Here is a 25,539-nt window from a genome sequence, read left to right as displayed (position 1 = left end):
GTTTTATATGACATCACTTTTTTTTGTTACTACGTTAGGGCAAGCTCGTACTGCTGTGAGCGTAAGTTTAGTAAATAATTTAAATATCGAAATAGTAGTTTTATATTCAAGTAATGTTAAAGTTAGGGATGCAATACAAGACTACTTGACTGATAATAATATGAATTACTCTTTAGTTCAGCTTCCAAATCGAGTTACAATTCCCTCACCTAGAACCATTCGAAAGATGAAAAAGGTGTATAGTGGAATTCTTGAATCAAAAGAGTATGTGAAAGATGTTTGGGTTTCCAATCGAAATACACATTATCGATTATTAATAGACTTGTGTTACGAGAAAAATCTTCCTGTTTGTTTTTTCGAAGAGGGGGTTGGTACATATAAGTCAGAGTCTAATTTCTCTTGGCAATCTAATATTGTTAGCTTAAAAAATATATACAAACTAACTGATAAGTTCATTAACAATAGAAAGAAGAAGTTTAAGATATTTTATCTTGTTCAATGGATTTTAAATATTGTTATTTTCCCATTCCTTAGTGCTTACGGATTGTTTCTTTTATTTAAAAATACATATGTAGTTTTCTCAAATCAAGTTTTTTGTTCTACAATGTGGAAAAAATTTGGTGGAAAACTAAATAAACAAGTATCAAAGTATTATGATAACCACCAAGATTTTTCTGGTGCAGCTTTATCATTTCCAGAAAAAGTGCCTAACTTGGAATATAAAGATAGCTATAAGTTAGATTTATCTTGTACATTAAATGATAACTCGATAGAAAAATGTTTGTCGCTACTTTCTGACGTTAAGGCTACAGCAATTTTTGCTTCTCAAAAGTATTCAAAAGGCTCAGATTTATATTATGAATCAGTTGCCAGTTCTTTGATTTCATGGTGTGAAGATAATGGAAATGATGTCATAGCTATAAAGTTTCATCCTAAAGAAAGCCCTTCAAATATAGAGAAATTAATTTCATGCATTGAGATTAACTCGAATATTAATGTAGAAGTTTTTCGTGATGAAATTAATTCTTTTACGCTAGAAGAAGTTATAGCTACAAACAAGTTTAACAAGATTATAAGTATAACCAGTACCTCTTTAATATATGCAAGAATGTTTTCTTCATCAATTGATGTTATTAGTATATTTGACTCTATTAGTAACCGTATGGGTAGTAAACTTGATAGTAATATGGTAGCTGACTCTAAAGTTATTTCTAACTTTGAGCATGTTCGAGTTCTATAATGAAAACTAAGCCAAAACTAGACTCATACTCTCATGCAATATCTAGGTTAAAGTTATATGATAATAATGTGTTGAGTTTTGGAGGAAGGAGTCTCGTAAAAGAGTGTTTCACATCCCCTTTTCACTATAGCGCTATCTTTCCCGGCATCTTTTTTAAGGATGCCGTTCTATGTCTGCTATCTCGGAGTAATGCTAAGCGAATATATGTTTACAACAGATATTCATATCTTAAGTGTAAAGAAGTGTTAGACCTTTTTAACATAAAGAAAGAGATTGTGTTGTGTCCCTACCTTCTGAGTGAGTTTGGAACTGAAGCTGAACTTGAAAATAATGATCTTTCAGTTTTTTTTGAGCAATCTATTGTTCCATATGAAGAGATTGAAAGGCTCGATGTGATCAATAAGCTTGTTAAGTTTGCAAGAGAAAATCCCGAAAGGGAGATAGTTGTATGCTTGCGAGACTATAAAAATAGTCCACATAAGCCCAAAGCTACTTTTCAATATATTATAGAAAAGCATTGTATCTCTATTCCTAACAACATGAAGGTTGTCGTTGGTCGATCGGAATATTGGTTGCCGCGAGCAAAACATGTAATATCTATTACTTCTAGTGTTTTGTTGGATGCAATATATAACAATAAGGATATATCAATCTTAAAAATTCCCAAAAGTGATTTCTATGGTCAAGCTATTTTTGAAGGCTCCGGTGTGATCTGCGCTGACATTAAATTTCCGACAAATGAAGTTGATGCCAATTGGAAAGCTCTTCACATTAACCCTGAATATGAAAAAGAGTTTATTAATACTAATGGTAATGACTTTTTTGACTTTAAACTAGATGTCGGAAATATTAGTAGGATATTAAAAGCCAATTACATACATTTTGGCAGAATAAATAAAGATTTTATTCGCTATTCGATTAAAAACATGGTTTTCTTTCATAGGTATCATAAAATATACTTGGAACAACAGAGAAGTAACAACCGATGAACATCGCATTAATTACGGCACGAGGCGGATCTAAAGGTCTTCCTGGAAAAAATATTTACCCTTTATCTGGCAAACCGTTGATAGCTTGGAGTATTGATGCAGCAAAAGAAAGTGGATTATTTGAAGATGTTTACGTTTCTACTGACTGCTCTGACATAGCAAGTATTGCCGAAAAGTTTGGAGCAAAAGTCATTAAACGTCCTGCAGAACTTGCAACGGATAATGCCTCTTCCCATGTTGTAATATCACATGCAATTAAAGTTCTTAGTTTAGTAAGCACCGATAGTGTGATGTTATTACAACCAACGTCTCCACTCAGAAATGCCGCTGATATAGAGAAGTCGTTCGAAGTTTATGAACAAAATGATGCATGTAGCTGCGTTATTTCTGTGTATGAGCCGGACAACACTCCTGCAAAAGCTTATAAGATTTTAGAAAGTGGTGAGATTACAGGTTTAGTCAGTGCAGATGCTCCGTACACGCGTAGACAAGATTTACCGCGTTGCTTTCAGCCTAATGGGGCGATTTACCTATTTTCTGTCGAAGGTTTTACTCAGAGTCAATGTATTCCAAAATTTGGAGTATTTCCCTACGTGATGGAAGAAGAGCGCTCACTTGATGTTGATACATTAGCTGATATACAAAAAATCGAAGCCTATCTCAAACAGTAGTTATGAATAACATAGAGAAGACGCAAGTTAAGTGCTTTTCCAGAGGAATTAGGAAAATTCCGCACCTCGCTGCATTCATTCCTGAGCTTGGTATTGTATCTTCCTCAGAAGAAGCAGTTATTGGGTGGGGTTTTAAGGCGACAGCGAAGAAAGCTCGGGAGTATGCAAGTAAAAACAAGCTGCCATATATAGCACTAGAAGACGGTTTTCTACGTTCTGTAGGCCTTGGTGTTGAGGGAGCGAACGCTGCAAGTCTTGTTGTTGATACCTCAGGGATCTATTACGACTCTCGACAACCTTCAGACCTTGAGAAGCTGATTCTCAAAGCAAACCAGCTTACTGCCGAACAATTAACTCGCGCTCGAGCTTGTATTGGAGCGATTAAAGAAAAGCGCTTATCGAAGTACAATGTCAACCAATCCTCTAAGTTTGGAGCATCACCCAAGGTTGTAGTGATAGACCAAACTAAAGGAGACGCTTCTGTAGAAGGGGCAATGGCAGACGAAGCAAGATTCGTCACCATGTTAAAACAAGCTTTAGACGATCATCCGGATGACACTATCTGGCTGAAAGTGCATCCTGACGTATTATCGGGTAAAAAACAGGGCTTTTTATTCCCGTTGCCGGTCCAAAATGAACGAATCAAAATATGCTCAGATGCTGCAAATCCATGGGACTTTTTAGAGTCAGTCTCTGATCTTTATACTGTTTCTAGCCTCATGGGCTACGAAGGGTTAATGGGAGGGGTTAATGTCCATTGTTTTGGAATGCCATTTTATGCCGGGTGGGGGCTGACTCAAGATTATCTAGAATGTTCTCGTCGAAATGTCTCGCGTAGTTTAGAGCAAGTCTTTTACGCTGCTTATATACAATATGCACGATATGTTGACCCAATACTCGGTGAGAGCTGCGAGATTGAAGATATTATAAATTACTTCTCTGATATCTTGAGACAAAGCAACACAGAATTGCTACAGATTGACCTTTCTCAATTATCGAAAACACGAAAATATTTACTTTTCCATTATTTTCGAGCTTGGAAGTTCTCTCATAGAAAGCACGCTTCAGTGGCCGCGTTATGGGGACGAAAACAATCTATCCCTAAAACAATGTGGCGTATAGAAGACGGGTTTATTCGCTCGGTTGGTTTGGGAGTGCAACTCTCTAAACCTGCATCGTTGGTGCTCGATAAAACAGGTATCTATTTTGACGCTACCACCGAAAGCGACCTCGAAAAAAATTATCGCGAATTACTTTTGAGTGATTGGGATAAAGCGCGCACTCAAGCACTGATTGCTAGATTACAAAAAGCCAAAGTGACCAAGTACAATGTCGGAAAGAGTGAGGAGTTAACGCTGCCTTCTAATCAGCGAGTGATTCTTGTGCCTGGGCAAGTTGAAACTGATGCTTCCATACAGTTTGGCTCAGCAGAGCTCAAAACCAATAAGTCTTTGTTACAAGTTGTAAGGCGAAGGCACCCTCGGGCCTTCATCATCTATAAACCTCATCCAGATGTACTTGCTGGTGAGCGAGACCTAGGGTTAAACCCAGACGATGAATACCCAGAAGCAAATGTCATCGTAAAAGACATCAGTATGGATAGCCTGCTAGAGCGTGTTGATGAGGTGCACACCATGACATCCTTGACGGGCTTTGAGGCACTATTGAGAGGTAAAACGGTTTATACGTACGGAATGCCGTTCTATTCTGGTTGGGGCCTGACCACTGACCTCTTAACTTGTAGTCGCAGGAAACGTCGTTTAAGTTTACAGGAGCTGGTCTACGGAGCCTTGATACTATATCCGACCTATATTGACACCGAAACCAATCAGCTATGTACCGTAGAACAGAGCATTCAGCGCATAACTCAGCAAAAAGAAGGGCGTCTTAAAGGGAAGTTCAACTTAGCTTTGTTTACTTTGCTGCAAGCGAGGCGCATAAGAGATCGAGTTACATTATGATCAGATTAGAAAACCTAACAAAGTTCTATCCATCAAAGTTGGGTAATCAATACATATTTCAGGACATTAACTTTACCATTCCTGAAGGTCATAATATCGCCATATTGGGTTCGAACGGCGCAGGTAAGTCGACCCTTTTTCGTATACTGGCAGGTAGTGAATATCCAAACAAAGGAAAAGTCGTTACCGATAGAGAAATCTCTTGGCCGGTCGCGCTGGCTACTGGTATTCATCCTCAGATGACAGGTAGAGAGAATACACGCTTCATTGGGCGGGTAAATGGCGTAGCTGACCTTAAAGCGTACGAGGAAAAAGTAAAAAACTTTGCTGAGTTGGGGGTGAAATACGATTTACCAGTAAAAAGCTACTCGAGCGGTATGCGTTCCCGATTAGCGTTTGGTTGTTGTGTTGCGATTGACTTTGATATTTATCTTATTGACGAAGCAACGTCTGTCGGCGATCAAAAGTTCCGCAAAAAGGCGAAGGAAGCTCTCTTGGAGAAAAGCAAAGTGGCAAGTGTGATCATGGTCAGCCACGATATGAAAGAAATTCAAGAATTTTGTGACAGCGCCATTATTCTTCACAAAGGCGAACTTAAGTTTTATCCAGATCTAGAGCAAGCTCTTGAAGTTTATAAAAACCTTTAGTTATAAAACCCTATTGCCGGCTCAAAGCAAGTACACATGTACTTGCTTTTTTTTGCATAAAATCTAATTTAAGCTAACTTAATTGATATACAATTAGGGAGCGAGCATAGTCAATGCAGGGAGCGAGATTGACTATACCAAAACTAAAGTGCGAGCAAACCTACACTGGGTGTTGCTTAGCGCTCGCGTCATAACAATACACCTTATAACTATACTTATCATAACGGAATGTAGTTTGATTTCTCTCGTTTTACTAACAGTCAGTGTGTCTTTTATTAGCTTGTTTGCGTTCAGAAAGCTTGCGCTTATCCATGATTTTGTTGATAGGCCATCATGTCGTAAGAAACACACCGGAAACGTACCCGTGATAGGTGGACTTTCTCTGTTTGTTACTATTGCTATGGCAAGTATGTTTGAAGGGCAGCTATTACCAAACCAACAAGACTTTCTTGCATGTGGTTTGATTCTTACCATTATTGGCACAATCGATGATAAGTTAGACATTAGTGCATCCTTCCGCTTGTGTGTCATCATTGCCATATCTGTTTGGCTTACCATTAGTGAAGGAATTGCACTAACACAGCTGGGCAACTTATTTGGATTTGGGGTTCTCAACGTAGGTAGTGGGGATGTGCTGCTAACAACGTTCGCTATTATTGGTTGTATCACTGCATTCAATATGGTTGATGGTATTGACGGCTTGTTGGGTTCTCTAGCATCAGTCACATTCGCAGCCCTCGCCTTTATGTTTTATTATGTTGGTGACATTGAGCTTACGATATTCTGCTTTATTTTTGTTCTGGCCATGTTGCCCTACATATTATGCAACCTTGAACTTATACCAAAACGTTCATTTAAAGTCTTCATGGGGGACTCCGGTAGCTTTTTGATTGGTTTTACAATCGTTTGGCTTCTAATACACAGTTCGCAAAGTATTACGGACGAAGTGCAAACGGCCTTAATGAAACCAGTCACTGCCTTGTGGGTTATTGCTGTCCCTCTGATGGATATGGCGATGGTAATGCTTCGTCGTATGAGAAAAAAACAGTCTCCTTTCAAAGCTGACCGCTTGCACCTTCATCATATATGTATGCGATTGGGTTTATCTTCAAGACAAACCTTGGCGTTTATCACTTTCTGGGCGATGCTTTTTGCAACGCTTGGTATCCTAGGGCAAGTACTCGAGGTTCATGAACATATAATGCTGATGCTATTCCTATTTGTATTTACTTGTTATGTATTCATCATTAGCTATATTTGGCGCATTACCTGTTGGCTGAGGAAGCTATTTCGGATTGGTAAGACGCATGTGAAGGTCAATAGTTAATTGGTCGCCAAAGCTTATTTAACGATGGTGCCCACCTTAGTCTTTAAATTGGTATAAAGCTCCTTTTTTGCTTCCGTCTCGCCATGAATCAAATGGACTTCTTTAGGGGGAGGTATTATCCCTCCCACAAAATGAATCAGGTCAGTCTTGTCTGCATGAGCAGAATAACCTGACATCGTATGTACCTGAGCTTGCACAGTAATTCTCTCATCATCAATCACCACTTTTTTAGCTCCGCTCTGTATATCTCGACCTAACGTGCCGTCTGCTTGATAGCCTGCAAACAACACATCATTACGTTTATCTGGTAGCAAAGCTTTGAGGTAATTAACCACTCGGCCACCTTCACACATCCCAGAAGCTGCAACTACAATAGCCGGTTCCGAAGTACTGGCGAGGCGATTTACTAAGTGCAAATGTTCACTATGATTCTCAATAGTAATACATTGTTCAAACGCCAAAGGATGACGATGGTTATCCAAGCGCTGTTTTGCTTCTTTCCCCCAAAGCTTCTTAAATCGACGATAGGTCTTAGTGACCTTCTTTGCTAAAGGAGAGTCGAGAATAATCGGAAGTGAATCTTGTAAATCGTGCTGATGAATAAGCTGTTCAATATCAAACAGCAGCTCTTGCGTTCGACCTACGCTAAACGCCGGAATTATAATGACACCGCCATCTTTAAGGGCATGATGGATAATCGCCAGCAACCTTTGGCTTCTGCTTTCCACGCTTTCATGCTTTTTGTTACCGTAAGTGGATTCGATAAACAGATAATCTGCACGGGTAGGAGAGATAGGGTCTGGAAGAAGCGGCGTATTACTTGGCCCTAAGTCACCAGAAAACACCACCACCTCATTATTAGGAAGTTTAAACTCTACATAGGCAGAACCAAGAATGTGTCCCGCAGGCTGAAAGCGGAGATAGGCAAGTTCCTTAAGCGGTAACCACGTCTTGTAATCACAGGGTATTAAACGCTGTTTAATCACGTTGAGAACTTGTTCTCTTTGTATCTTGTTTAGCCCTAATTGAAGCTTCAACCCATCTTCCAGCATAAGCGGCACAAGCTCTGCCGTTGCATGAGTGCAGTAGATCTTGCCTTTATAACCCGCCGCCAATAACCAAGGTAAACGGCCAATATGATCGATATGAGCGTGAGTAAGCACCAAGGCCTTTATTCTGTGTACGGAAAACTCGATCTCTAATGATCGATTTCGCCCGCTGGTTAATGCATCCTTTCCTTGAAAAAGCCCACAATCAATCAAAACGCTGCCTTTAGGTAGCCTGAGTTCATGGCACGAGCCTGTGACAGTCTCTTTTCCTCCGTGGTGAATTACTTCCAATGTCTATCTCCCTAAACATTCTGCTTCAGCTGGCTTTTATATATGCAAAAGATATGAAACTAGATTTGCCAAATTGAGTACCTTTACAGCTCTGAAATTTGCGCCTCATAACGTAAGAGATCTTATCGATTTGTTAAACAGAAAAGAGTGAGATTGATACGATGGAGTTAGAGGTGTGTCATAAAATTGACATATAGAGCTTACAATATAATGAAATAAAACTCATATTTATGCACTTGTGTGCGCTTTGAAGTTTTGGCTCAATCTCACGTAATTGATTGCCTTTAGATATAATAAGTTGGTTGATTTATAATATTGACAGTTATTTATCTAGGATTTGTGGAAATTTGATTATCATTGTCAAAAAAAAGCCAATTTAGAGTAAAATTGCAGCTTTTCGTTGCAACTGGTTTGCTATACAATTTAGCGCGTTGGTTTTTAGAACAAAACCATAGACATTTTGGATGGGATGATTGCCTTTAGGAGCCAGACCTAAGGGCGGTAGCGTACAAAAATCGTCATCAAGTTGTGCGAGAAGCCCTAAAGCGACTCAAGCAAGGCGGAAAGTATAAATAATAATAAGCACCCAGGTGCACTTCTGGCAAGAAGATTCTTGAAAAAACGAGAACGATTACAAAATTGTGTATCCCCAGTCGTCGTGGGGGGGAACTCGACGCTGCCAAAGTGAAGAGTTTTAGTTGGTTAGGCATTGGTACAAATATCTGTTCACTAACTGAGAACTTAACATAGCTATTGAAGCATCCACGCACCAATAAATATGATTAGGGAATCAGCTCGCCTATAAACACAGGTTTACTGCATCAAGTTGGTAAACTTCGTGGTCACCATACTTCTATCTTTATTTCAGCAATTGCTGATGTGACATCGCATACATGTGATGTGGTTTTGTCACGCCCAAAATTTACCTGCTTACAGACCATCTTATGCGGTAAGGCTTAAACGTCGCGGTTTGTTAAGTACTCTCTAACCTGTGATGCAATACAGCCCAGTAGGGAAAGCGGTCGGATGCGTTATAGATTAACTTCAAATTAGTGAATAACACAGTTGGCTAACATGAATAGTGCATATCTATTTGTCTTTATCTTATCTTTTGTCTTGCTCTTTATCTTACGTAAAGTCGCAAAGCGTGTTGGTTTAGTGGATAAACCTAATGCGCGTAAGCTCCACCAAGGTGTCGTACCATTGGTTGGAGGTATTTCAATTTACCTTACCTTACTCGTCGGGTTTATTTTCTTTATCCCGATGAACGATAACCTGGCGCTTTACCTTGTGTGTTCAGCGATATTGATTGTATTGGGAGCCTTGGATGACTATTACGACGTCAGCTTCAAAATTCGTCTAGCCATTCAAGCGGGCATTTCTCTCGCGATGATCCACATTGGTGGCCATAGTTTGCATGATCTTGGCTATTTAATGGGAAGTGAGACCATCGCCCTTAGTGAATTCGCCGGTACCGTGATTACCGTTATTGCAGTGATTGGTGCAATTAACGCTTTTAACATGGTTGATGGTATTGACGGATTACTCGGCGGGCTTGCCTCTGTCACCTTTACTGCGCTTGGAATAGTATTCGCGTACAGTGGTAACGAATACCTAGCTACCATTTGCTTGCTCATCGTAACGGCGATGGTGCCATACATCCTTCTTAACCTTGGCTTCCCGCTTGGCCGCCGCTTCAAAATTTTTATGGGTGATGCGGGCAGTATGTTTATCGGCTTCTCAGTGGTGTGGATGCTTATTCGCGGAACGCAAGAGCCAGAAACCGTCGCCTTCAAACCAGTGACAGCGCTTTGGTTGATTGCAATCCCTTTAATGGACATGGCGACCATCATGATCCGCCGTATTCGCAAGGGCCAATCACCTTTCCAACCAGACAGAGAGCATTTGCATCATATTTGTCAGCGCTTGGGGCTATCTTCCCATTCCACTTTGATTGTAATTTGCTCTTTGGCTGCGACTAGTGCTGCTTTTGGTGTGGTTGCAGATCTATATAACGTACGCGAATCAGTAATGTTTATTACTTTTCTAGCTACATTTGCCATTTATTTCACCTTGATTAGCCATATCTGGAGGGTCTCTTCATGGTTGAAACGCTGGTTCAAGCAGGAAAATATAACAACAGAACGAATTTAAATTAAAGATTACTTTTATTTTGGCTAGGAAAAATTAACAGTGACTAAAAAAATACTGGCGGTTTTTGGCACTCGTCCAGAAGCAATTAAAATGGCGCCTCTTGTTCATGCATTAGCCGCTGATGAGAGATTCGAATCAAAATGTTGTGTAACCGCGCAACACCGTGAAATGTTAGATCAAGTTCTTGAACTGTTTGAAATCACGCCAGACTATGATTTAAATCTCATGAAAGCAGGCCAAACACTGAATGATGTAACGGCGCGCATTGTTCAAGAGCTTAAGCCTGTACTACAAGAGTTCAAACCTGATGTGGTATTAGTCCATGGCGATACCGCGACAACTTTTGCGGCTAGCTTGGCTGCCTACTATGAGCAAATAGAGGTTGGTCATGTTGAAGCGGGTCTGCGTACAGGTGACATATATTCACCATGGCCAGAGGAGGCGAACCGCCGACTCACTGGTGTCCTTACTACGTATCACTTTGCACCGACAGAAACATCTAAAGAAAATCTACTACGTGAAAACTTCGATCCAGCAGATATTTCCGTCACCGGTAATACAGTCATTGATGCATTACTCATGGTAAAGGAAAAGATCGAGTCAAATAGCGATTTGAACGCAACACTTGCCTCCTTATTCCCTTTCCTAGACGATGAAAAGAGACTCATTCTAGTTACGGGACACAGACGAGAGAGCTTTGGTGGTGGGTTTGAACGAATTTGTGAAGCTCTGGCGATAACGGCAAAAGCGCATCCTGATACACAAATTCTTTACCCAATGCATCTAAATCCAAATGTACGTGAGCCCGTCAATCGTATTTTATCAGGTATGGATAACATTCACTTAATAGAGCCTCAACAATACCTACCATTTATTTATTTGATGAGCCGTGCGCACATTATTCTTACTGATTCTGGTGGTATTCAAGAGGAAGCGCCTTCATTAGGTAAGCCAGTGCTAGTGATGCGTGATACCACAGAAAGGCCAGAGGCGGTTGAGGCGCGTACGGTCAAATTAGTAGGCACTGATGTAGATATGATTACTCAGAATTTAAATCATCTACTGACGGATGAAAGTGCGTATCAAGCGATGAGTTTTGCACACAACCCATATGGTGATGGTAAAGCTTGTCAAAGAATTTTAGACACGTTAGCAAAATAAAATTTAATATCGGAATAAATTATGTCTTTTGAAACAATTTCAGTCATCGGCCTAGGCTACATTGGACTACCGACAGCGGCGATGTTTGCATCACGCAAGAAGAAAGTGATTGGTGTGGATGTTAACCAGCATGCAGTGGATACCATTAACCGTGGTGAAATCCATATCGTTGAACCAGATCTAGATATGTTAGTAAGCGCGGCGGTGCAGCAAGAGTATTTGAAAGCAGTGACGACGCCTGAACCTGCAGATGCTTTCTTAATTGCGGTCCCTACACCTTTTAAAGCGTGCGAATCTGGAGATATACCAGAGCCTGACTTGACTTATATCGAGTCTGCAGCAAAAGCTATTGCCCCGGTCTTGAAGAAAGGTGATTTAGTTATTCTAGAGTCTACTTCTCCAGTTGGTGCTACGGAACAGCTTTCGGCATGGCTTGCAGAAGCTCGCCATGATTTAACCTTTCCGCAAACAGCCGGAGAATTTGCAGATATAAATGTAGCACACTGTCCCGAACGTGTATTGCCGGGTAAAGTGGTCACGGAGTTGGTTCAAAATGACCGAGTAATTGGTGGAATGAGCAAGCGTTGTTCTGAGCGCTGCGTTGAACTGTATAAGACGTTTGTGATGGGAGAGTGTGTTGTAACTAATGCTCGAACAGCGGAAATGGCTAAGCTAACAGAAAACTCTTCACGTGACGTCCAAATTGCTTTTGCTAACGAGCTTTCTATTATCTGTGATGAATTAGATATTAATGTATGGGAATTAATCGCACTAGCTAACCGCCATCCTCGCGTTAATATTTTACAACCAGGTCCTGGTGTTGGTGGGCATTGTATAGCGGTTGATCCGTGGTTTATTGTTTCGAAAACTCCTAAACGAGCTCAAATCATTCACACCGCTCGTAAAGTAAATGATTACAAACCAGAGTGGGTTATTGAAAAAGTGAAAATTGCGATTGCTGATTTTTTACAAGCTAATCCGAATAAGACTGCGAAAGATGTAACTATTACTTGCTATGGTTTAGCATTTAAACCAGATATTGATGATTTGCGTGAAAGCCCAGCATTATCTATCGCGAGGACGATTGCAATTCAGCATTCTACCGAAGTGCTAGCGGTTGAACCAAATATAAAACATTTAAACGAAGAAAACATACGTTTAGTTACAATTGATGAATCACTGACTAAAACGGATATCCACGTGATGTTAGTCGACCATCAACAATTCAAGAAAATTAAAATTAATGATGCTTTTATTATTGATACCAAAGGCATCTGGAAGAGCTAAATCATCATGAAGTTAACATTTATGAGAAATAAGGAAATAAAATCTTTATTTTTTGTGATGACATATAGATATAGCTACGCATTAATAAATGCCATTTTTTTTGTTCTCGTTACAAGATTTCTAGATTTAAATGATGTAGGGGTGCTAACTTACTCTCAAGCATTAGTGGCAATATTTAGTGTATTCGCATTACAATCATTTTCACCTAGAGTTATTGCGCAGTATCAGATAAAAAAAGATAGAGAGATATTGTGGGACTTTTTTATGGCTAGGTTATTGATGGCCACGATGATGTCTCTTGCAATATTCTTAATCCTATATATTAAATTTTCTTTCATAGTAGCATTAATAGCTAGTTCTTTAATAATTTTTTTAACTTATGATTCATTGTATATATACTTTGACTCCAGAGGGGAGCAGTATAACTATGCTAGAACACTACTTCCTTTAATATTGTTTACTACGGCAATGAAGATTTTAATCTTGCTTAAATTCAAAAGCCTAAACTTAGTATTGTTATCTATGGCAGTTGAACTATTTGCAATGTTGTTTATGATGTTAATTATTTTGAAGCTTCATGCTGGACCTATAATAATTAGTATTATAAGAGGTTGTCACTTCATAAGAGAAAATATTAAAGAAGCATTCCCCATTATTCTATCTGGCTTGATCTTCGTATTTTTCACAAAGTCAGATATTTTCATATTGGAAAAAATAGAAGGAACAGAGGCTGTTGCGCAGTTAGCATCTGCAACTAGAATATTTGAAGGATTAGCGTTGTCAACGTCTGTTTTGATAAATGTATTTTATTCAAAACTATCTTGTTCTTATACAAGTAAAATAGACTACAAAAAAGAAAAGAAGAAATTTTATATTAAGAATATAACAATTAGTACGTTAATATCGGTGTTGATGTTTGTTTTCTCAGATGTCATCAGTGAAATGTTATATAGCAATGAATATACTGACACAGCGATACTGCTAAAGATATATGCGTTTGTTTTGATTGGCTATTCAATAGCGCTTGCTATTGGACGAGTTTTTATCCTAGAAGGAAGGATTAAAGCTCTTCTTTATAGGAATGTATGCGCACTTTTGATAAATATTTCTCTTTGTATCTATCTGATAACTACTCATGGCGTGATAGGGGCCGGATATGCAGTGGCTATCTCTTGGTTTGCATCTACTGCAATAATGGTTTTTTTAGAGGTTTTCAAAAATAATGGAAAAAGTATCAATATTTGACGCCAGTGTACTCACTTTAAATGTTGGAGATGAGATAATTTATGACTCAGTAAGTCATGAGCTAAAAAATATTTTTTCAATGAGCCAGTTTTTTAAAGTCCCACTACATGATTATCCAAACAAGTATGGATTAAAAAGGCTTAAAGAGTCAGAGTTAGCCTTTGTTGGAGGAACAAACCTACTAACTAGTGATATTGTTAGAAAGAGACAGTGGAAATACACACGTCTTCATCACATACTTTCACACAACCCAGAATTGATCTTGTTAGGAACTGGCTGGCAAGATTATCAAAGTGCACCTAATTTATTAACTAGTATTTTTTATAGAAGTGTTCTATCTAAAAAATTTGTTCATTCGGTGAGAGATGAATATAGCAAAGATAAACTAAAATCCATTGGCGTTGAAAATGTTATAAATACTGGTTGTCCAACAACTTGGCGATTGACTCGGGAACATTGCTGTGCGATAACGCCAAAAAAAGCGAATAAAGTTGTATTTACATTGACTGATTACCGTCCTGATAAGGTTAAAGATGTAGAGTTTATTAATGTTCTTCTTAAAGAATATGAATCTGTAATATTTTGGCCGCAGGGTTCTAAAGATCTGGAATATATTAATAGTTTGAATGTGGATATATCATCTATCGAGACCATTGGCTCTAATCTAAGCAGTTTTGATGATGTGTTAAAAAGTAATAATATTGATTTTGTTGGGACAAGGCTTCATGCTGGAATTCGAGCATTGCAGCATAAAAAGCGAACGTTAATTATCGGTGTGGACAATAGAGCGATTGAAAAAAAGAAGGATCTTAATATACCAGTATTAGATCGAAGCGGATTGAGCTCTTTAGCCTCACTTTTGAACTCTAACCTTGTAATGGATATCACAATAAAAAGTGAACAGATCGAGCAGTGGAAGAGGCAATTCTGCTAATGCATGTTTGCCAAATCATACCTACTCTGTCCGCAGGCGGAGCAGAGAAACTATCAATAAATTTATCTAATGAATTAGCGAAGTCAAACATTAAGACAACATTAATTGTACTATATAAGTATCCCGGTAGTGATAAGCTTTTAAATATGGTTTCTAGTAGTGTTAATATAATACAACTGAACTATCCGTTAAATGAAAAGCTTAAAATGATGTTTTCATTAACTAAGAACATAATCAAGCTTAAACCTAATGTTGTACACTGTCATTTAAGAAGCATTTTCTTTGTTGCACCTTTTATTTTATTAAAGAATAGATTCAAACTATTCTTTACACTTCACTCCCGTGATGTAAATTATGAGTTTAATAAGTGGCAACGAAGGTACATTAAAATTCTTATTAATCAAGCTGGATTAAAAACGGTATTGATTAATAATTATCAAACACATAGTTTTATTAGATACTTTAATGAAAAATTCAAGATAATTAAAAATGCAATACCGTTAAGTTGCCAGTCCTACGACAATCACAGTAACTTATTTGACGGTATAAAAGTCGCACACGTTGGAAGATTAGACCCAGTAAAGAATCAAGTGGCGTTGATTAAAGCAGCTAAGTCTAAGAATATTTCATTAACATTGATTTGCCCGGAAAATCAAGAGTTTTATGAATATTCAAGAGAAGTAAAAAACGAAATCGATACAGATATTAAATTCATTTCTTTTTCAAATGATGTAATAAAAGACATTTCTAGTTGCGACTTCTTCTGTTTGTCGTCTTACAAAGAAGGTTTACCATTAAGTTTATTAGAATCAATGTCTATAGGTCTAATACCTATATTAACTCCTTTCGATGGACATGACACCATTCTAGACGGGCTTGAGTCGAAGTATATTACAGAGGGATTCAGCGCTAAAGATATCGAAAATGTTTTCAACGAAATTAAAAAAGTAAAAAAAGGAGATGTTGAAAGAATGAAGGCTGATGTCATTTCGTTCTTTAGACATAACTATTCTATGGAGAAGTGTATTGAAGAGCATATTTCATACTATAGAAGTTAATAAAGATATAGTAGATAGTCCAGTTAGAGTTGTTTTAATTCTCTATTGTTTGACTTTTTTGATATCGTTTAATTCACTTTTCGAACAGTTTTTTATAGTAGAGTGGGGTTTGTTAACTATAATATGTTTCTTTTTATTAAGTGTTCTTCCTATATTAGTGTTGGATGTTTCTTTTGTTTTTTTGGCGGCTATATTTGTAATTAAGTTGACTTATTTACCAGATATATATGAGCCATTTGTACTTCCGGATAGCGTGAAATATTTGAGGGAGTACGACAGATTTCATGATAATTTAGGGTTTGAAAAAAAAAGTGACAGTAGTTTAATAAGCTATATTGTAGAATCGACCTCTTATATATATATGCTAGTAACCAAGGCGTTTTATCCAATGGGGAGTAAATTTATGCTTGGTGCTAGTTATACACTATATTTTTATGCGATTTATTTCTTTTCACTACTTCTCGGCAAGAATTTTAAATTAAGGTTTGTTTTTTCAATATTATTGGCTTTATCTCCTCTTGTCTCACAATTTTCAACATGGATTTTAAAAGAGGTTCCCTATCTTTTTCTGTTATCTTTACAATTGCTTTTTATAACAAAGTATATAAGAAATAAAGGCAGTGTATGTCTTGTCTTATTGGTTTTATTTTCCTTAATTGGTACATTGGTAAGACCATATAATATTCTTCTACTATCATGTTACATTATTGTTTTGTCGAATGTTAGTTATCGAGTCGTTTTTATATTCATGACTTTATTGTTTGGTTGTTTGCTAACAAAATTGGGAGTGGGTAATGTAGTAATGCTTATAAAAAACTCTATCTTATCTACGGCGGCTCTTTTCTTTGCTCCTAATTTTCTTAGAGTTTCTAACTGGCAGAACATACCGTTTTTGACATTAGAGTCGATAGTTCTTTTCTTTGGTCTGGTTTCATTTTTCTTGGTCTCAAGTGATAATGAAATGAAAAAGCGACTTGTATGTGCATTTATCATATTTGGCTTGATCTTGGGCTATGTATCTTCTAGTCGAACATTACTTGCTTTTGATTTAGATTCAATAAGATTAGGGTCTTTGATAAATGAGGATGTAAGTAGAAAAATCATACCTTTATACCCTATGCTTATAAGTGTAGGTGTTATCGGGTATTTTAATTTAATGAAAAAATACTTATTAATTAAGAGAGTGGTATGAGTAGAAAATTAATTAAGATACTTCTTCATTTGAATAAGATCATTTGGCTTTTATCTCATAAAAAATATATGAAGATTCAGGTTTTTTTATTGGCAAAGTATGGCGTTCTCATACAAGGAAAACCGAAGTATATAGCAGCTACATCTACTTTTGATATAACTAGAAGATCATGTGTCACTATTGGAGATGAAGTTGTTATTTCTGGGGATGTTCGTATTTTGACTCATGATTTTTCTATATCAAGGGCTCTTATAGCTGAAGGAGTTTTGAAAGTAGAAGATGAGGAAATATGTACATTTAGAAATGTTACAGTTGAAGAGAACTGTTTTATTGGCGCAAGAACGACAATCCTTCCAGGGAGTTATATTGAAAAAAACTGTATTGTCGGTGCCGGAAGTGTCGTTAGGGGAAGGTTAGAATCTGGAGGTATATATATTGGCAATCCTGCAGTCCGAGTATCCTCTGTCAGTGAATATGTAGAAAAGTATAGGAGACAAAATGTTATTGTTTAATGCTAGTAATGTCTCCGTGGGAGGCGGAATTCAAGTTGCCTTATCCCTTGCCAATGAAATGTCAAAATTTTCGGAATCTATTTTCTTTTTGCTACCCAAAAAACTACAGGGTGAGGTTAAAGAGTCTACTGTACATACTTACAAGTATTTAGAGTATAATAACATTTTTGACCGTGCATCAAAGTTAACTAAAATAGTCAAAGATAATAATATTACTCATGTTTTTAGTGTTTTTGGTCCTATATATTGGATTCCACCTAAAAATGTGTTTCATCTTGAAGGTTTTGCACTTCCTTGGATCATATACACGGATTCTCCAATATATTCTAAGCTATCTGTGATTGAGCGGTTGAAGAAGAAGGTTTTTAACTGGTTGAGATTGATGGTGATTTCTGTAGAAAGTGACGCTATTTGGGTTGAAACTGAAGATGCTAAAAATCGCTTAGCAGATTACATTTGTAAGAATATATATGTGGCTTCAAATACTATATCTAGTTCATTTATTAATGGAGTTGATAAAGTTAAATTTCGAAAGGGAGACTTTAGATACGTACTATTTCTCTCTAATTGGTATCACCATAAAAACTTTGAACTGTTGTTTAATACGGATTTTGAAACCATAGGAAATATAAGATACATAGTCACATTGTCAGATAGTCAATATGAAAATATTCCAAATGAAATTAAGCACTATTTTATTAACATAGGTGTTCTTTCTCCGAGTGAATGTAAATACGCTTATGAAATTAGTGATATTGTAGTTCAGCCAAGCTTTCTTGAATGTTTTAGTGCTAACTACGTCGAAGCAATGTATTGTAAGAAGCCAATTATGTGTTCTAATCTTAGCTTCGCAAAAATTACATGCGATGATGTCGCGTTTTATTTTGATCCCGTTTCTTCTGATAGTTACAATGAGTGCTTGAAATCTGTTTTAGCTATGTCTCCAACGGAGTTGGCTAAAAAAACTGATAAAATGAAAAGTCAATTAGATACTTTTATGACAGCTAAAGAACGTGCGGACTTTTTATATTATTTGGCTTACCGTAGATGAATTAAAATAATTTTCTCATGTATATATTTTGTTCCTCTAGATTGTATCATTTTTTGAGTGATTTCTAATAGGCGTGAGTCAATTGATTTTTAAAATTCATCTCTAATATATGGTCGTTCCAGTTTTCACAAACGATTATTAAATGTGGTCGAATGTTTTACACTTACTCAAATGTGTTTCCTAGTCAAACGGTTTTCAGTAAAATTAATTTTAATTTATTTAATTATAAAACCAAAGGTAGGTTTATAGATGTTAGAGAGTATATACCTAAAGATGCCCACAAGCGTGCAGAATGAAATGCTAAGTTTTAAGGGGCATCTAATTAATAGGGAGCGATATTCTGAGTTATTTCAAGCAGCTCTTGCCGAATTAAAATCTAATTCTTTTAGTGATTTGGAATCTTTAAAGTCATATCAAGAAAAAAAATTCACTGGTTTACTTAACGCCGTAGCCAACAATACTTTGGGAAGAAAACGTTTTGAGCACTTATATGGTTCACTAGATAAATTTAGTACATTATCTGATCTTTCCGTTTTAGGTATTACAACCAAAGAAGATATTAAAGAAGCAATAAGGTTATATCCAGTTGAAAAGTGTAGCGGCCAGTTGATAAGCCATACTAGTGGCACCACAGGAAGCGGAATGATTTATTCTGTATCGAAACTTGCAGATGCTTATCAGTGGTCTGTTTGGTGGCGATATAGAATGTCACATGGAATCGATTTTGATACAAAATGCGGATACTTTGGGGGAAGGTCTATAGTCCCCCTGCGAGAAAAACGAGTTTTTTACCGATATAATAGAGCGGCTAAGCAAGTGATGTTTAGTGCTTATCACCTGAATAATAGTAGTGTGAATAATTATGCGAATGGAATAAAGAGTCACGGTATTCGATGGCTTCACGGTTATCCTTCTATTTTAAGTTGTTTTGCCTCGCTTTGTCTGGATGAAGGAATAGATTTATCAAGTCAAATTGATATTGTTACGATAGGTGCTGAGTCATTATTGCCCAATCAGAAATCCATTATTGAAAAAGCATTCTCCTGTAAAGTTGTTCAGCACTACGGACTTTCAGAAGGTGTGGTTAATATATCAGAAGATATCAGTCAGAACTTAGTTGTAGACGAAGATTTTTCACTGGTTGATTTTGTAGATGTTGGTGGTGGTTCGTATAAAGTTTTAGGTAGCAGCTTTTTTAACTCTGCTACGCCATTTATTAAGTACGACACTGGAGATATTGTTACAAAAAGCGATACACTTTCGGGCGCGTTTCGTGTTGTAAAAGATATTGATGGTAGGAAAGAAGACTTTATAACTTTAAAGAATGGCACTAAGTTAGGACGTCTGGATCATATATTTAAAGATATCTATCAAGTAAAAGAAGTTCAGTTAGTTCAGAATGATATAGATTCGCTAACCGTAAATTTGGTAAAGGGGTTTGATTTTACAAAAGATGTAGAGACTAAAATAGAAGAAGAGTTTTTTAAAAGAATTGGTAACCAAATAAATATTAAGTTTGAATATGTAAATTTTATTCCAAGGACAAAATCCGGAAAGCTGAGATTCGTAATTTCTAATTTAGAGCGCTAACATGAAACAAGTATTGCAAAATATATCTAATGGCGAAACTTCACTTGTTGAAGTGCCTTGTCCACAAGTTAAAAATGGTAACTTACTAATATCCACCTCTAAGACCCTTGTATCAGCAGGTACTGAACGTATGTTAATTGACTTTGGGAAAGCGAATTTTATAGATAAAGCACGGCAGCAACCTGATAAAGTCAAGATGGTTCTCGGGAAGATCAAAACAGATGGTTTGATGCCAACGATTGATGCGGTGCGCTCCAAGCTTGATCAGCCTCTTCCATTAGGTTATTGCAATGTCGGCACGGTGCTTGATAGCGGTGGAACAAAATTTGATGTGGGCACTCGTGTAGTTTCCAATGGAAATCATGCAGAAGTGGTTCGTGTACCTAAAAATCTGTGCGCTAAAGTGCCTGATAATGTGGATGATGAATCAGCAGCGTTTACGGTTTTAGGTGCTATCGGCCTTCAAGGCGTTCGCCTCATTAACCCTACCTTAGGTGAATGCGTAGTTGTCACTGGTCTCGGTTTAATTGGCCTTATTACCATTCAACTACTTCGAGCCAATGGTTGTCGTGTTTTAGGTATCGATTTTGACTCTTCCAAGTGTGAGCTTGCACGTCAACTTGGCGCCGATACTGTTGATCTTTCTAAAGGTGAAGATCCAATTAAGGCATCAGCGGCATTTTCAAGAGGACGTGGCGTTGATGGTGTTATCATCACCGCCTCTACAAAAAGTAGCGAGCCATTAAGTCAAGCTGCAACTATGTGTAGACAACGCGGCCGTATCGTTCTTGTTGGTGTTATCGGACAAGAAATTTCACGAGCAGACTTCTTTGCTAAAGAACTTACATTCCAAGTCTCTTGTTCTTATGGTCCAGGACGTTATGACACTGAATACGAAGAAAAAGGGAATGATTATCCTGTAGGTTTCGTTCGCTGGACTGAACAACGAAATTTTGAAGCTATCCTAGATATGATGGCTTCCGGCGCACTCAATGTTAAACCGCTCATTACTCATCGCTACACGATTGATGATGCGTTAGAAGCATACAAGTGCCTAGACGATAAATCATCTTTGGGTATCGTTCTTGATTATCCAAATAATGACACAGCAGTTTTAACCTCTCGTTCTGTTGCTTTACATTCTGAAATTGCTTCAGTGCCATCTTCTGCGTCTTGTGCATTCGTTGGTGCAGGGAATTATGCGTCACGTGTTTTGATGCCCGCTTTTAAAAATGCAGGTGCGGGATTAAATACAGTGGTGACTAGCGCAGGTATGAGCGCGGTTCATCATGGTAAAAAGCAAGGCTTTGCTAAAGCGTCAACTGACTACGCAGACGTTTTGGTAGATAAAGCTATCGACACAGTTGTTATTGCAACACAACATAATCTACATGCTCAGCAAACAATTGATGCAATTGTTGCTGAGAAGCATGTATTTGTTGAAAAGCCACTAGCGCTGCTTGCATCGGAAGTTGATCTCATCGAAACCGCCTATAACGAGAGTCAAACTAAGCCTAAAGTCATGGTCGGTTATAATCGTCGCTTTGCGCCTCATGTAGTGAAAATGAAAACGCTCTTGTCTTCTGTTAAAGGGCCTAAAACTTTTATCATGACAATGAACGCTGGTGATATTCCTTCTGATCACTGGACCCAAGATCCTTCAGTAGGTGGTGGACGAATTATCGGTGAGGCATGTCATTATATCGACCTAATGCGTCATTTAGCTGGATGCAAAATTACCGGCTTTAATGCGATGTGTATAGGCGATGCTCCCGGCGTTGCAATTCGTGAAGATAAAGCGAGCATCACATTGTCATTTGAAGACGGTTCAATCGGCACTATCCATTACTTTGCGAATGGCGGTAAAGAGTTCCCGAAAGAACGTATTGAAGTGTTCGCTAATGATGCCGTTCTGCAACTCGATAATTTCAGAAAACTCACTGGTTTTGGTTGGAAAGGTTTCAGCAGCATGAGATTGTCGAGCCAAGATAAAGGGCAGAATGATTGTTCTAAAGCCTTTATTGATAGTATCAAGCAAGGCTCTGCATCACCGATTAGCTTTGATGAAATCATCGAAGTTGCGCGGGTTTCATGCCAAGTGGCAGAGCAACTTAGAAAGTAAATCACCAGTAAAGGGTAGTAAGGGGCTAAGGCCCCTTTTTTGCGATATGCATAAAATTTTAAAGCTTTACCACACCCTCAAGTACTTAAAGCCAATTCAATTCAGTAACCGAATATCGAGACGATTCACTAAGGTGACATTTGCAAAACCAGAAGTCACCTTAGATGTGGTATTTGCAGTTGAGTGGCAAACATTTCCGATTTTAAAATCATGCTATAAAGGCAATGGTCAGTTCCAGTTTTTGAATGTTGTCGATACGGTTAGCGATTGGAATGATAAGAATAAAGCTAAACTTTGGCTTTATAATTTGCATTACTTTGATGATTTAAACCAGTCTGGGTGGAAAGACAGAATTGAAATTCATCATAGTCTTATTAATACCTGGATAGAACAAAATCCGAAGATGATGGGTAACGGATGGGAGCCTTATACCATCTCACTCAGATCAGTAAACTGGATCAAGTGGTTCTTGTCTGGTAATGAGCCCAAAGAAGAATGGTTGGCCAGTTTATCATTACAAGTTCAAGCGTTAGAACAGCAGTTAGAATATCATTTATTAGGCAATCATCTATTTACAAATGCGAAGGCTTTATTATTTTCAGGCTGCTACTTTAAGGGGGAGTTGGCTGATAAATGGTTAAAGCGCGGGTTTACAATTTTAGAAAAAGAAATCCCTGAGCAAATTCTGGCTGATGGTGGCAACTTTGAACTTACGCCGATGTATCACAATACCATCCTTGCCGACATGCTTGATTTGTATCAGTTAAGCCTTGTTTATCCAAATAAGATACCGAAAATCACAAGCCAATATTGGCGCGAACTCATTGGACGAATGTTGTCATGGGCAGAACACATGCAGCACCCCGATGGTGAAGTGTCCTTTTTTAACGACTCAGCAATGGGGATTGCTCCCAAACTATCCGATCTGCAACGCTATGCTGAAGGGATTGGGATAAAGGTACCTGATACCAATAAAGATCAAGTTACCCATCTAAAAGAAAGTGGTTATATCGTTATTCAGGACGATATTAATAAACTCTTGATTGATGTTGCTAAAGTGGGCCCCGATTACATCCCCGGTCATGCTCACGCCGATACGCTCTCATTTGAATTGAGCATTAATGGACAACGAGTATTTGTAAACAGTGGAACATCGGTTTATGGCCTAGGTGAAGAAAGACTAAGGCAGCGTAAAACCGAAACTCATAATACCGTGCTGGTCGATGGTATGGATTCATCTGAAGTGTGGAGTGGGTTCCGTGTAGCAAGGCGCGCGTACCCTAGCCCTCCCGTCATCACTGAACGTGAAGGCCATGTGAGTGTTGAATGTGCTCATGATGGTTATATGCGTTTGCCAGGTAAAGTGACGCATACTCGAAAGTGGATGGTCGAGCAAGGCAACTTGATTGTTTGTGACAGACTAACGGGTACCTATAACCACGCAGAAGCTCACTATCATCTTCATCCCGATGTTGTGGTTGATGAACTCAAAACTGGCAGTACAGTGGTGCTTCACTTGCCTTGTGGCTTTCAATATATGGTGAACGCTGAAGGCGCGGATATTAAGGTTATTGATACGACATGGCACCCAGAGTTTGGGTTAGCTGTAGCCAATAAAAAATTGGTACTAAATTTTAAACAGAATGAAGTGAAATTCATTCTAAAGCGAGCTTAGCAATGAATATTCTTTTTCTTACAGATAACTTTCCACCAGAGGGTAACGCGCCCGCAACACGTACCTATGAACATGCGATTCGTTGGGTGAGTAAAGGGCATAAAGTGACGGTGATTACATGTGCTCCTAACTTCCCTGAAGGTAAGGTATTCGATGGCTTTAAAAACAAGCTTTACGATGTATCTGAACTTGATGGAATACGTGTGGTTCGTGTAAAGACTTATATTACGGCTAACGAAGGATTTGTTAAACGAATTTTGGATTATATGTCTTTCATGGTAGCCGGTTTTTTTGCTGGCTTATTTCAAAAAAAAACTGACGTTATTGTGGCGACTTCTCCTCAATTTTTCTGTGCATGTGCAGGGTGGGCATTATCTGCGGTTAGAAGAAAACCATTTGTTTTTGAATTAAGAGATATTTGGCCAGCTTCTATTACTGCAGTGGGGGCAATGAAAGAAAACTTTGCCATCCGCATGCTCGAAAAAATAGAAATGTTTTTATATCGACGAGCAGATTCTATTGTTGCAGTGACGAATGCATTTAAGAAAGAGCTTGTTGAAAGAGGAGTTGATCCTCATAAAATTGATGTTGTTAGAAATGGTGTTGATTTAACAAAATATGAGCCAACAAACACCAAAGATGCGGAACTCGCAAAACAATATGGTCTAACCGGAAAATTTGTAGCGGGCTATGTTGGCACGCATGGTATGGCTCATGGTCTTGAGCGCATCGTTCAAGTTGCAGAAAAACTCAAACATAATGACAATATTAGATTTGTGTTTGCAGGTGGAGGTGCTGCAAGGCAAAAAGTGGTTGATTTGGTTAAGGAGAAGGATCTTTCCAACGTGATTCTTATTGATAGACAGCCGAAAGAAATGATGCCAAAGATTTGGTCTTTGTGCGATGTTTCGTTAGTTCCTTTAGTGAATAGTGAACTGTTTAGAACGGTTATTCCATCAAAAATTTTTGAATGCATGGGAATGGGTATCCCTACAATCATGAGTGTGCCTGAAGGTGAAGCAACGCAAATTATTAGAGAAACCAAGTCAGGTATTGTTGTAGAAAGTGAGAGTGTAGAGCAGATAACCCAAGCGATCGAACGTTTGCATACTGATGCCAAGTTGTACTCGGATATTCGATTTTCAAGTATATCTTCAGCACCTAGTTTCAGCCGCGATTTAATGGCCGTTAAAATGAGTCAAGTTTTCCTATCTCACGCTCCACAAAATGTGAAGAAAGAAGTTATTAACGATCAGTAGTGTTTTAAACCTAATTGTTAAGCCTCTTGAAGGTGACCCTTTTTTGTCGCTCATTTTTAATAAGCGGACGATAAATTGCGTTCATTCATGAATTATTTTTAGATACTAAATTAAACCTTGGTCG

20 protein-coding genes are annotated in these 25,539 nt (G+C 38.0%); 19 read left to right on the top strand and 1 reads right to left on the bottom strand.

Annotated elements, in window-relative coordinates:
• Window positions 1–7 precede the first annotated feature (7 nt).
• From A9237_RS07135 to wecA (A9237_RS07110), 6 genes are all read left to right on the top strand, one after another.
• Window positions 8–1,240, top strand: a complete 1,233-nt coding sequence (locus A9237_RS07135) for a polysialyltransferase family glycosyltransferase (protein WP_078607931.1) — start codon at window positions 8–10, stop codon at window positions 1,238–1,240.
• Window positions 1,240–2,229, top strand: coding sequence for a DUF6716 putative glycosyltransferase (locus A9237_RS07130; protein WP_078607930.1), 990 nt, complete (start codon window positions 1,240–1,242; stop codon window positions 2,227–2,229). Before A9237_RS07135 ends, A9237_RS07130 begins: the two co-directional genes overlap by 1 nt.
• Window positions 2,226–2,900 (top strand): acylneuraminate cytidylyltransferase family protein, encoded by a 675-nt coding sequence (locus A9237_RS07125; RefSeq protein WP_078607929.1) that lies wholly within the window; start codon window positions 2,226–2,228, stop codon window positions 2,898–2,900. Before A9237_RS07130 ends, A9237_RS07125 begins: the two co-directional genes overlap by 4 nt.
• 2 nt (window positions 2,901–2,902) lie before the next feature.
• On the top strand, window positions 2,903–4,861 hold the full coding sequence (locus tag A9237_RS07120; RefSeq protein WP_078607928.1) for a capsular polysaccharide biosynthesis protein: 1,959 nt from the start codon (window positions 2,903–2,905) through the stop codon (window positions 4,859–4,861).
• Entirely contained in the window at window positions 4,858–5,508 is a 651-nt protein-coding gene (locus A9237_RS07115; protein ID WP_078607927.1) for an ABC transporter ATP-binding protein, read from the top strand. Before A9237_RS07120 ends, A9237_RS07115 begins: the two co-directional genes overlap by 4 nt.
• A gap of 235 nt (window positions 5,509–5,743) precedes the next feature.
• The gene (gene wecA, locus A9237_RS07110) at window positions 5,744–6,835 is read left to right on the top strand and encodes a UDP-N-acetylglucosamine--undecaprenyl-phosphate N-acetylglucosaminephosphotransferase (protein ID WP_237358428.1); all 1,092 of its coding nucleotides are present in this window, start codon (window positions 5,744–5,746) and stop codon (window positions 6,833–6,835) included.
• Window positions 6,836–6,849: 14 nt separating this feature from the next.
• Here wecA (A9237_RS07110) and A9237_RS07105 read toward each other — a convergent pair whose 3' ends face one another.
• Window positions 6,850–8,175 carry an MBL fold metallo-hydrolase gene (locus tag A9237_RS07105; protein ID WP_078607926.1) on the bottom strand — a complete coding sequence of 442 codons (1,326 nt, stop codon included), beginning with the start codon at window positions 8,173–8,175 and terminating at the stop codon, window positions 6,850–6,852.
• Between the two features lie 1,074 nt (window positions 8,176–9,249).
• Between A9237_RS07105 and wecA (A9237_RS07100) the strand changes: the two genes are divergently transcribed.
• From wecA (A9237_RS07100) to A9237_RS07040, 13 genes are all read left to right on the top strand, one after another.
• A complete protein-coding gene (gene wecA, locus A9237_RS07100) occupies window positions 9,250–10,329 on the top strand; it encodes a UDP-N-acetylglucosamine--undecaprenyl-phosphate N-acetylglucosaminephosphotransferase (protein WP_078607925.1) in 1,080 nt (359 codons plus the stop codon).
• A gap of 90 nt (window positions 10,330–10,419) precedes the next feature.
• A complete protein-coding gene (gene wecB, locus A9237_RS07095) occupies window positions 10,420–11,490 on the top strand; it encodes a non-hydrolyzing UDP-N-acetylglucosamine 2-epimerase (RefSeq protein WP_078608707.1) in 1,071 nt (356 codons plus the stop codon).
• Between the two features lie 21 nt (window positions 11,491–11,511).
• Entirely contained in the window at window positions 11,512–12,777 is a 1,266-nt protein-coding gene (gene wecC, locus A9237_RS07090; protein ID WP_078607924.1) for a UDP-N-acetyl-D-mannosamine dehydrogenase, read from the top strand.
• A gap of 6 nt (window positions 12,778–12,783) precedes the next feature.
• A complete protein-coding gene (locus A9237_RS07085) occupies window positions 12,784–14,022 on the top strand; it encodes an oligosaccharide flippase family protein (RefSeq protein WP_078607923.1) in 1,239 nt (412 codons plus the stop codon).
• Window positions 14,000–14,956 carry a polysaccharide pyruvyl transferase family protein gene (locus A9237_RS07080; protein WP_078607922.1) on the top strand — a complete coding sequence of 319 codons (957 nt, stop codon included), beginning with the start codon at window positions 14,000–14,002 and terminating at the stop codon, window positions 14,954–14,956. The genes A9237_RS07085 and A9237_RS07080 overlap by 23 nt, the downstream gene beginning before the upstream one ends.
• Window positions 14,935–16,014: a glycosyltransferase gene (locus A9237_RS07075; RefSeq protein WP_153303211.1), complete on the top strand. Its 1,080-nt coding sequence runs from the start codon at window positions 14,935–14,937 to the stop codon at window positions 16,012–16,014. Before A9237_RS07080 ends, A9237_RS07075 begins: the two co-directional genes overlap by 22 nt.
• Window positions 15,983–17,206, top strand: coding sequence for a hypothetical protein (locus A9237_RS07070; RefSeq protein ID WP_078607920.1), 1,224 nt, complete (start codon window positions 15,983–15,985; stop codon window positions 17,204–17,206). The genes A9237_RS07075 and A9237_RS07070 overlap by 32 nt, the downstream gene beginning before the upstream one ends.
• Window positions 17,203–17,718 carry an acyltransferase gene (locus A9237_RS07065; protein WP_078607919.1) on the top strand — a complete coding sequence of 172 codons (516 nt, stop codon included), beginning with the start codon at window positions 17,203–17,205 and terminating at the stop codon, window positions 17,716–17,718. Before A9237_RS07070 ends, A9237_RS07065 begins: the two co-directional genes overlap by 4 nt.
• Window positions 17,705–18,769: a glycosyltransferase gene (locus A9237_RS07060; RefSeq protein ID WP_078607918.1), complete on the top strand. Its 1,065-nt coding sequence runs from the start codon at window positions 17,705–17,707 to the stop codon at window positions 18,767–18,769. Before A9237_RS07065 ends, A9237_RS07060 begins: the two co-directional genes overlap by 14 nt.
• Before the next feature lie 297 nt (window positions 18,770–19,066).
• Window positions 19,067–20,359: a phenylacetate--CoA ligase family protein gene (locus A9237_RS07055; protein WP_153303210.1), complete on the top strand. Its 1,293-nt coding sequence runs from the start codon at window positions 19,067–19,069 to the stop codon at window positions 20,357–20,359.
• Between the two features lies 1 nt (window position 20,360).
• A complete protein-coding gene (locus A9237_RS07050; RefSeq protein WP_078607916.1) occupies window positions 20,361–22,481 on the top strand; it encodes a bi-domain-containing oxidoreductase in 2,121 nt (706 codons plus the stop codon).
• Between the two features lie 133 nt (window positions 22,482–22,614).
• Window positions 22,615–24,156 (top strand): heparinase II/III family protein, encoded by a 1,542-nt coding sequence (locus A9237_RS07045; RefSeq protein ID WP_418386430.1) that lies wholly within the window; start codon window positions 22,615–22,617, stop codon window positions 24,154–24,156.
• A 2-nt stretch (window positions 24,157–24,158) separates the two neighbouring features.
• Window positions 24,159–25,415: a glycosyltransferase family 4 protein gene (locus tag A9237_RS07040; RefSeq protein WP_078607914.1), complete on the top strand. Its 1,257-nt coding sequence runs from the start codon at window positions 24,159–24,161 to the stop codon at window positions 25,413–25,415.
• Window positions 25,416–25,539: the final 124 nt, after the last annotated feature.

The organism is Vibrio owensii (assembly GCF_002021755.1).
In the GTDB taxonomy this organism is placed as follows: domain Bacteria; phylum Pseudomonadota; class Gammaproteobacteria; order Enterobacterales; family Vibrionaceae; genus Vibrio; species Vibrio owensii.
This window is presented reverse-complemented; position numbering and strand designations above follow the sequence as displayed.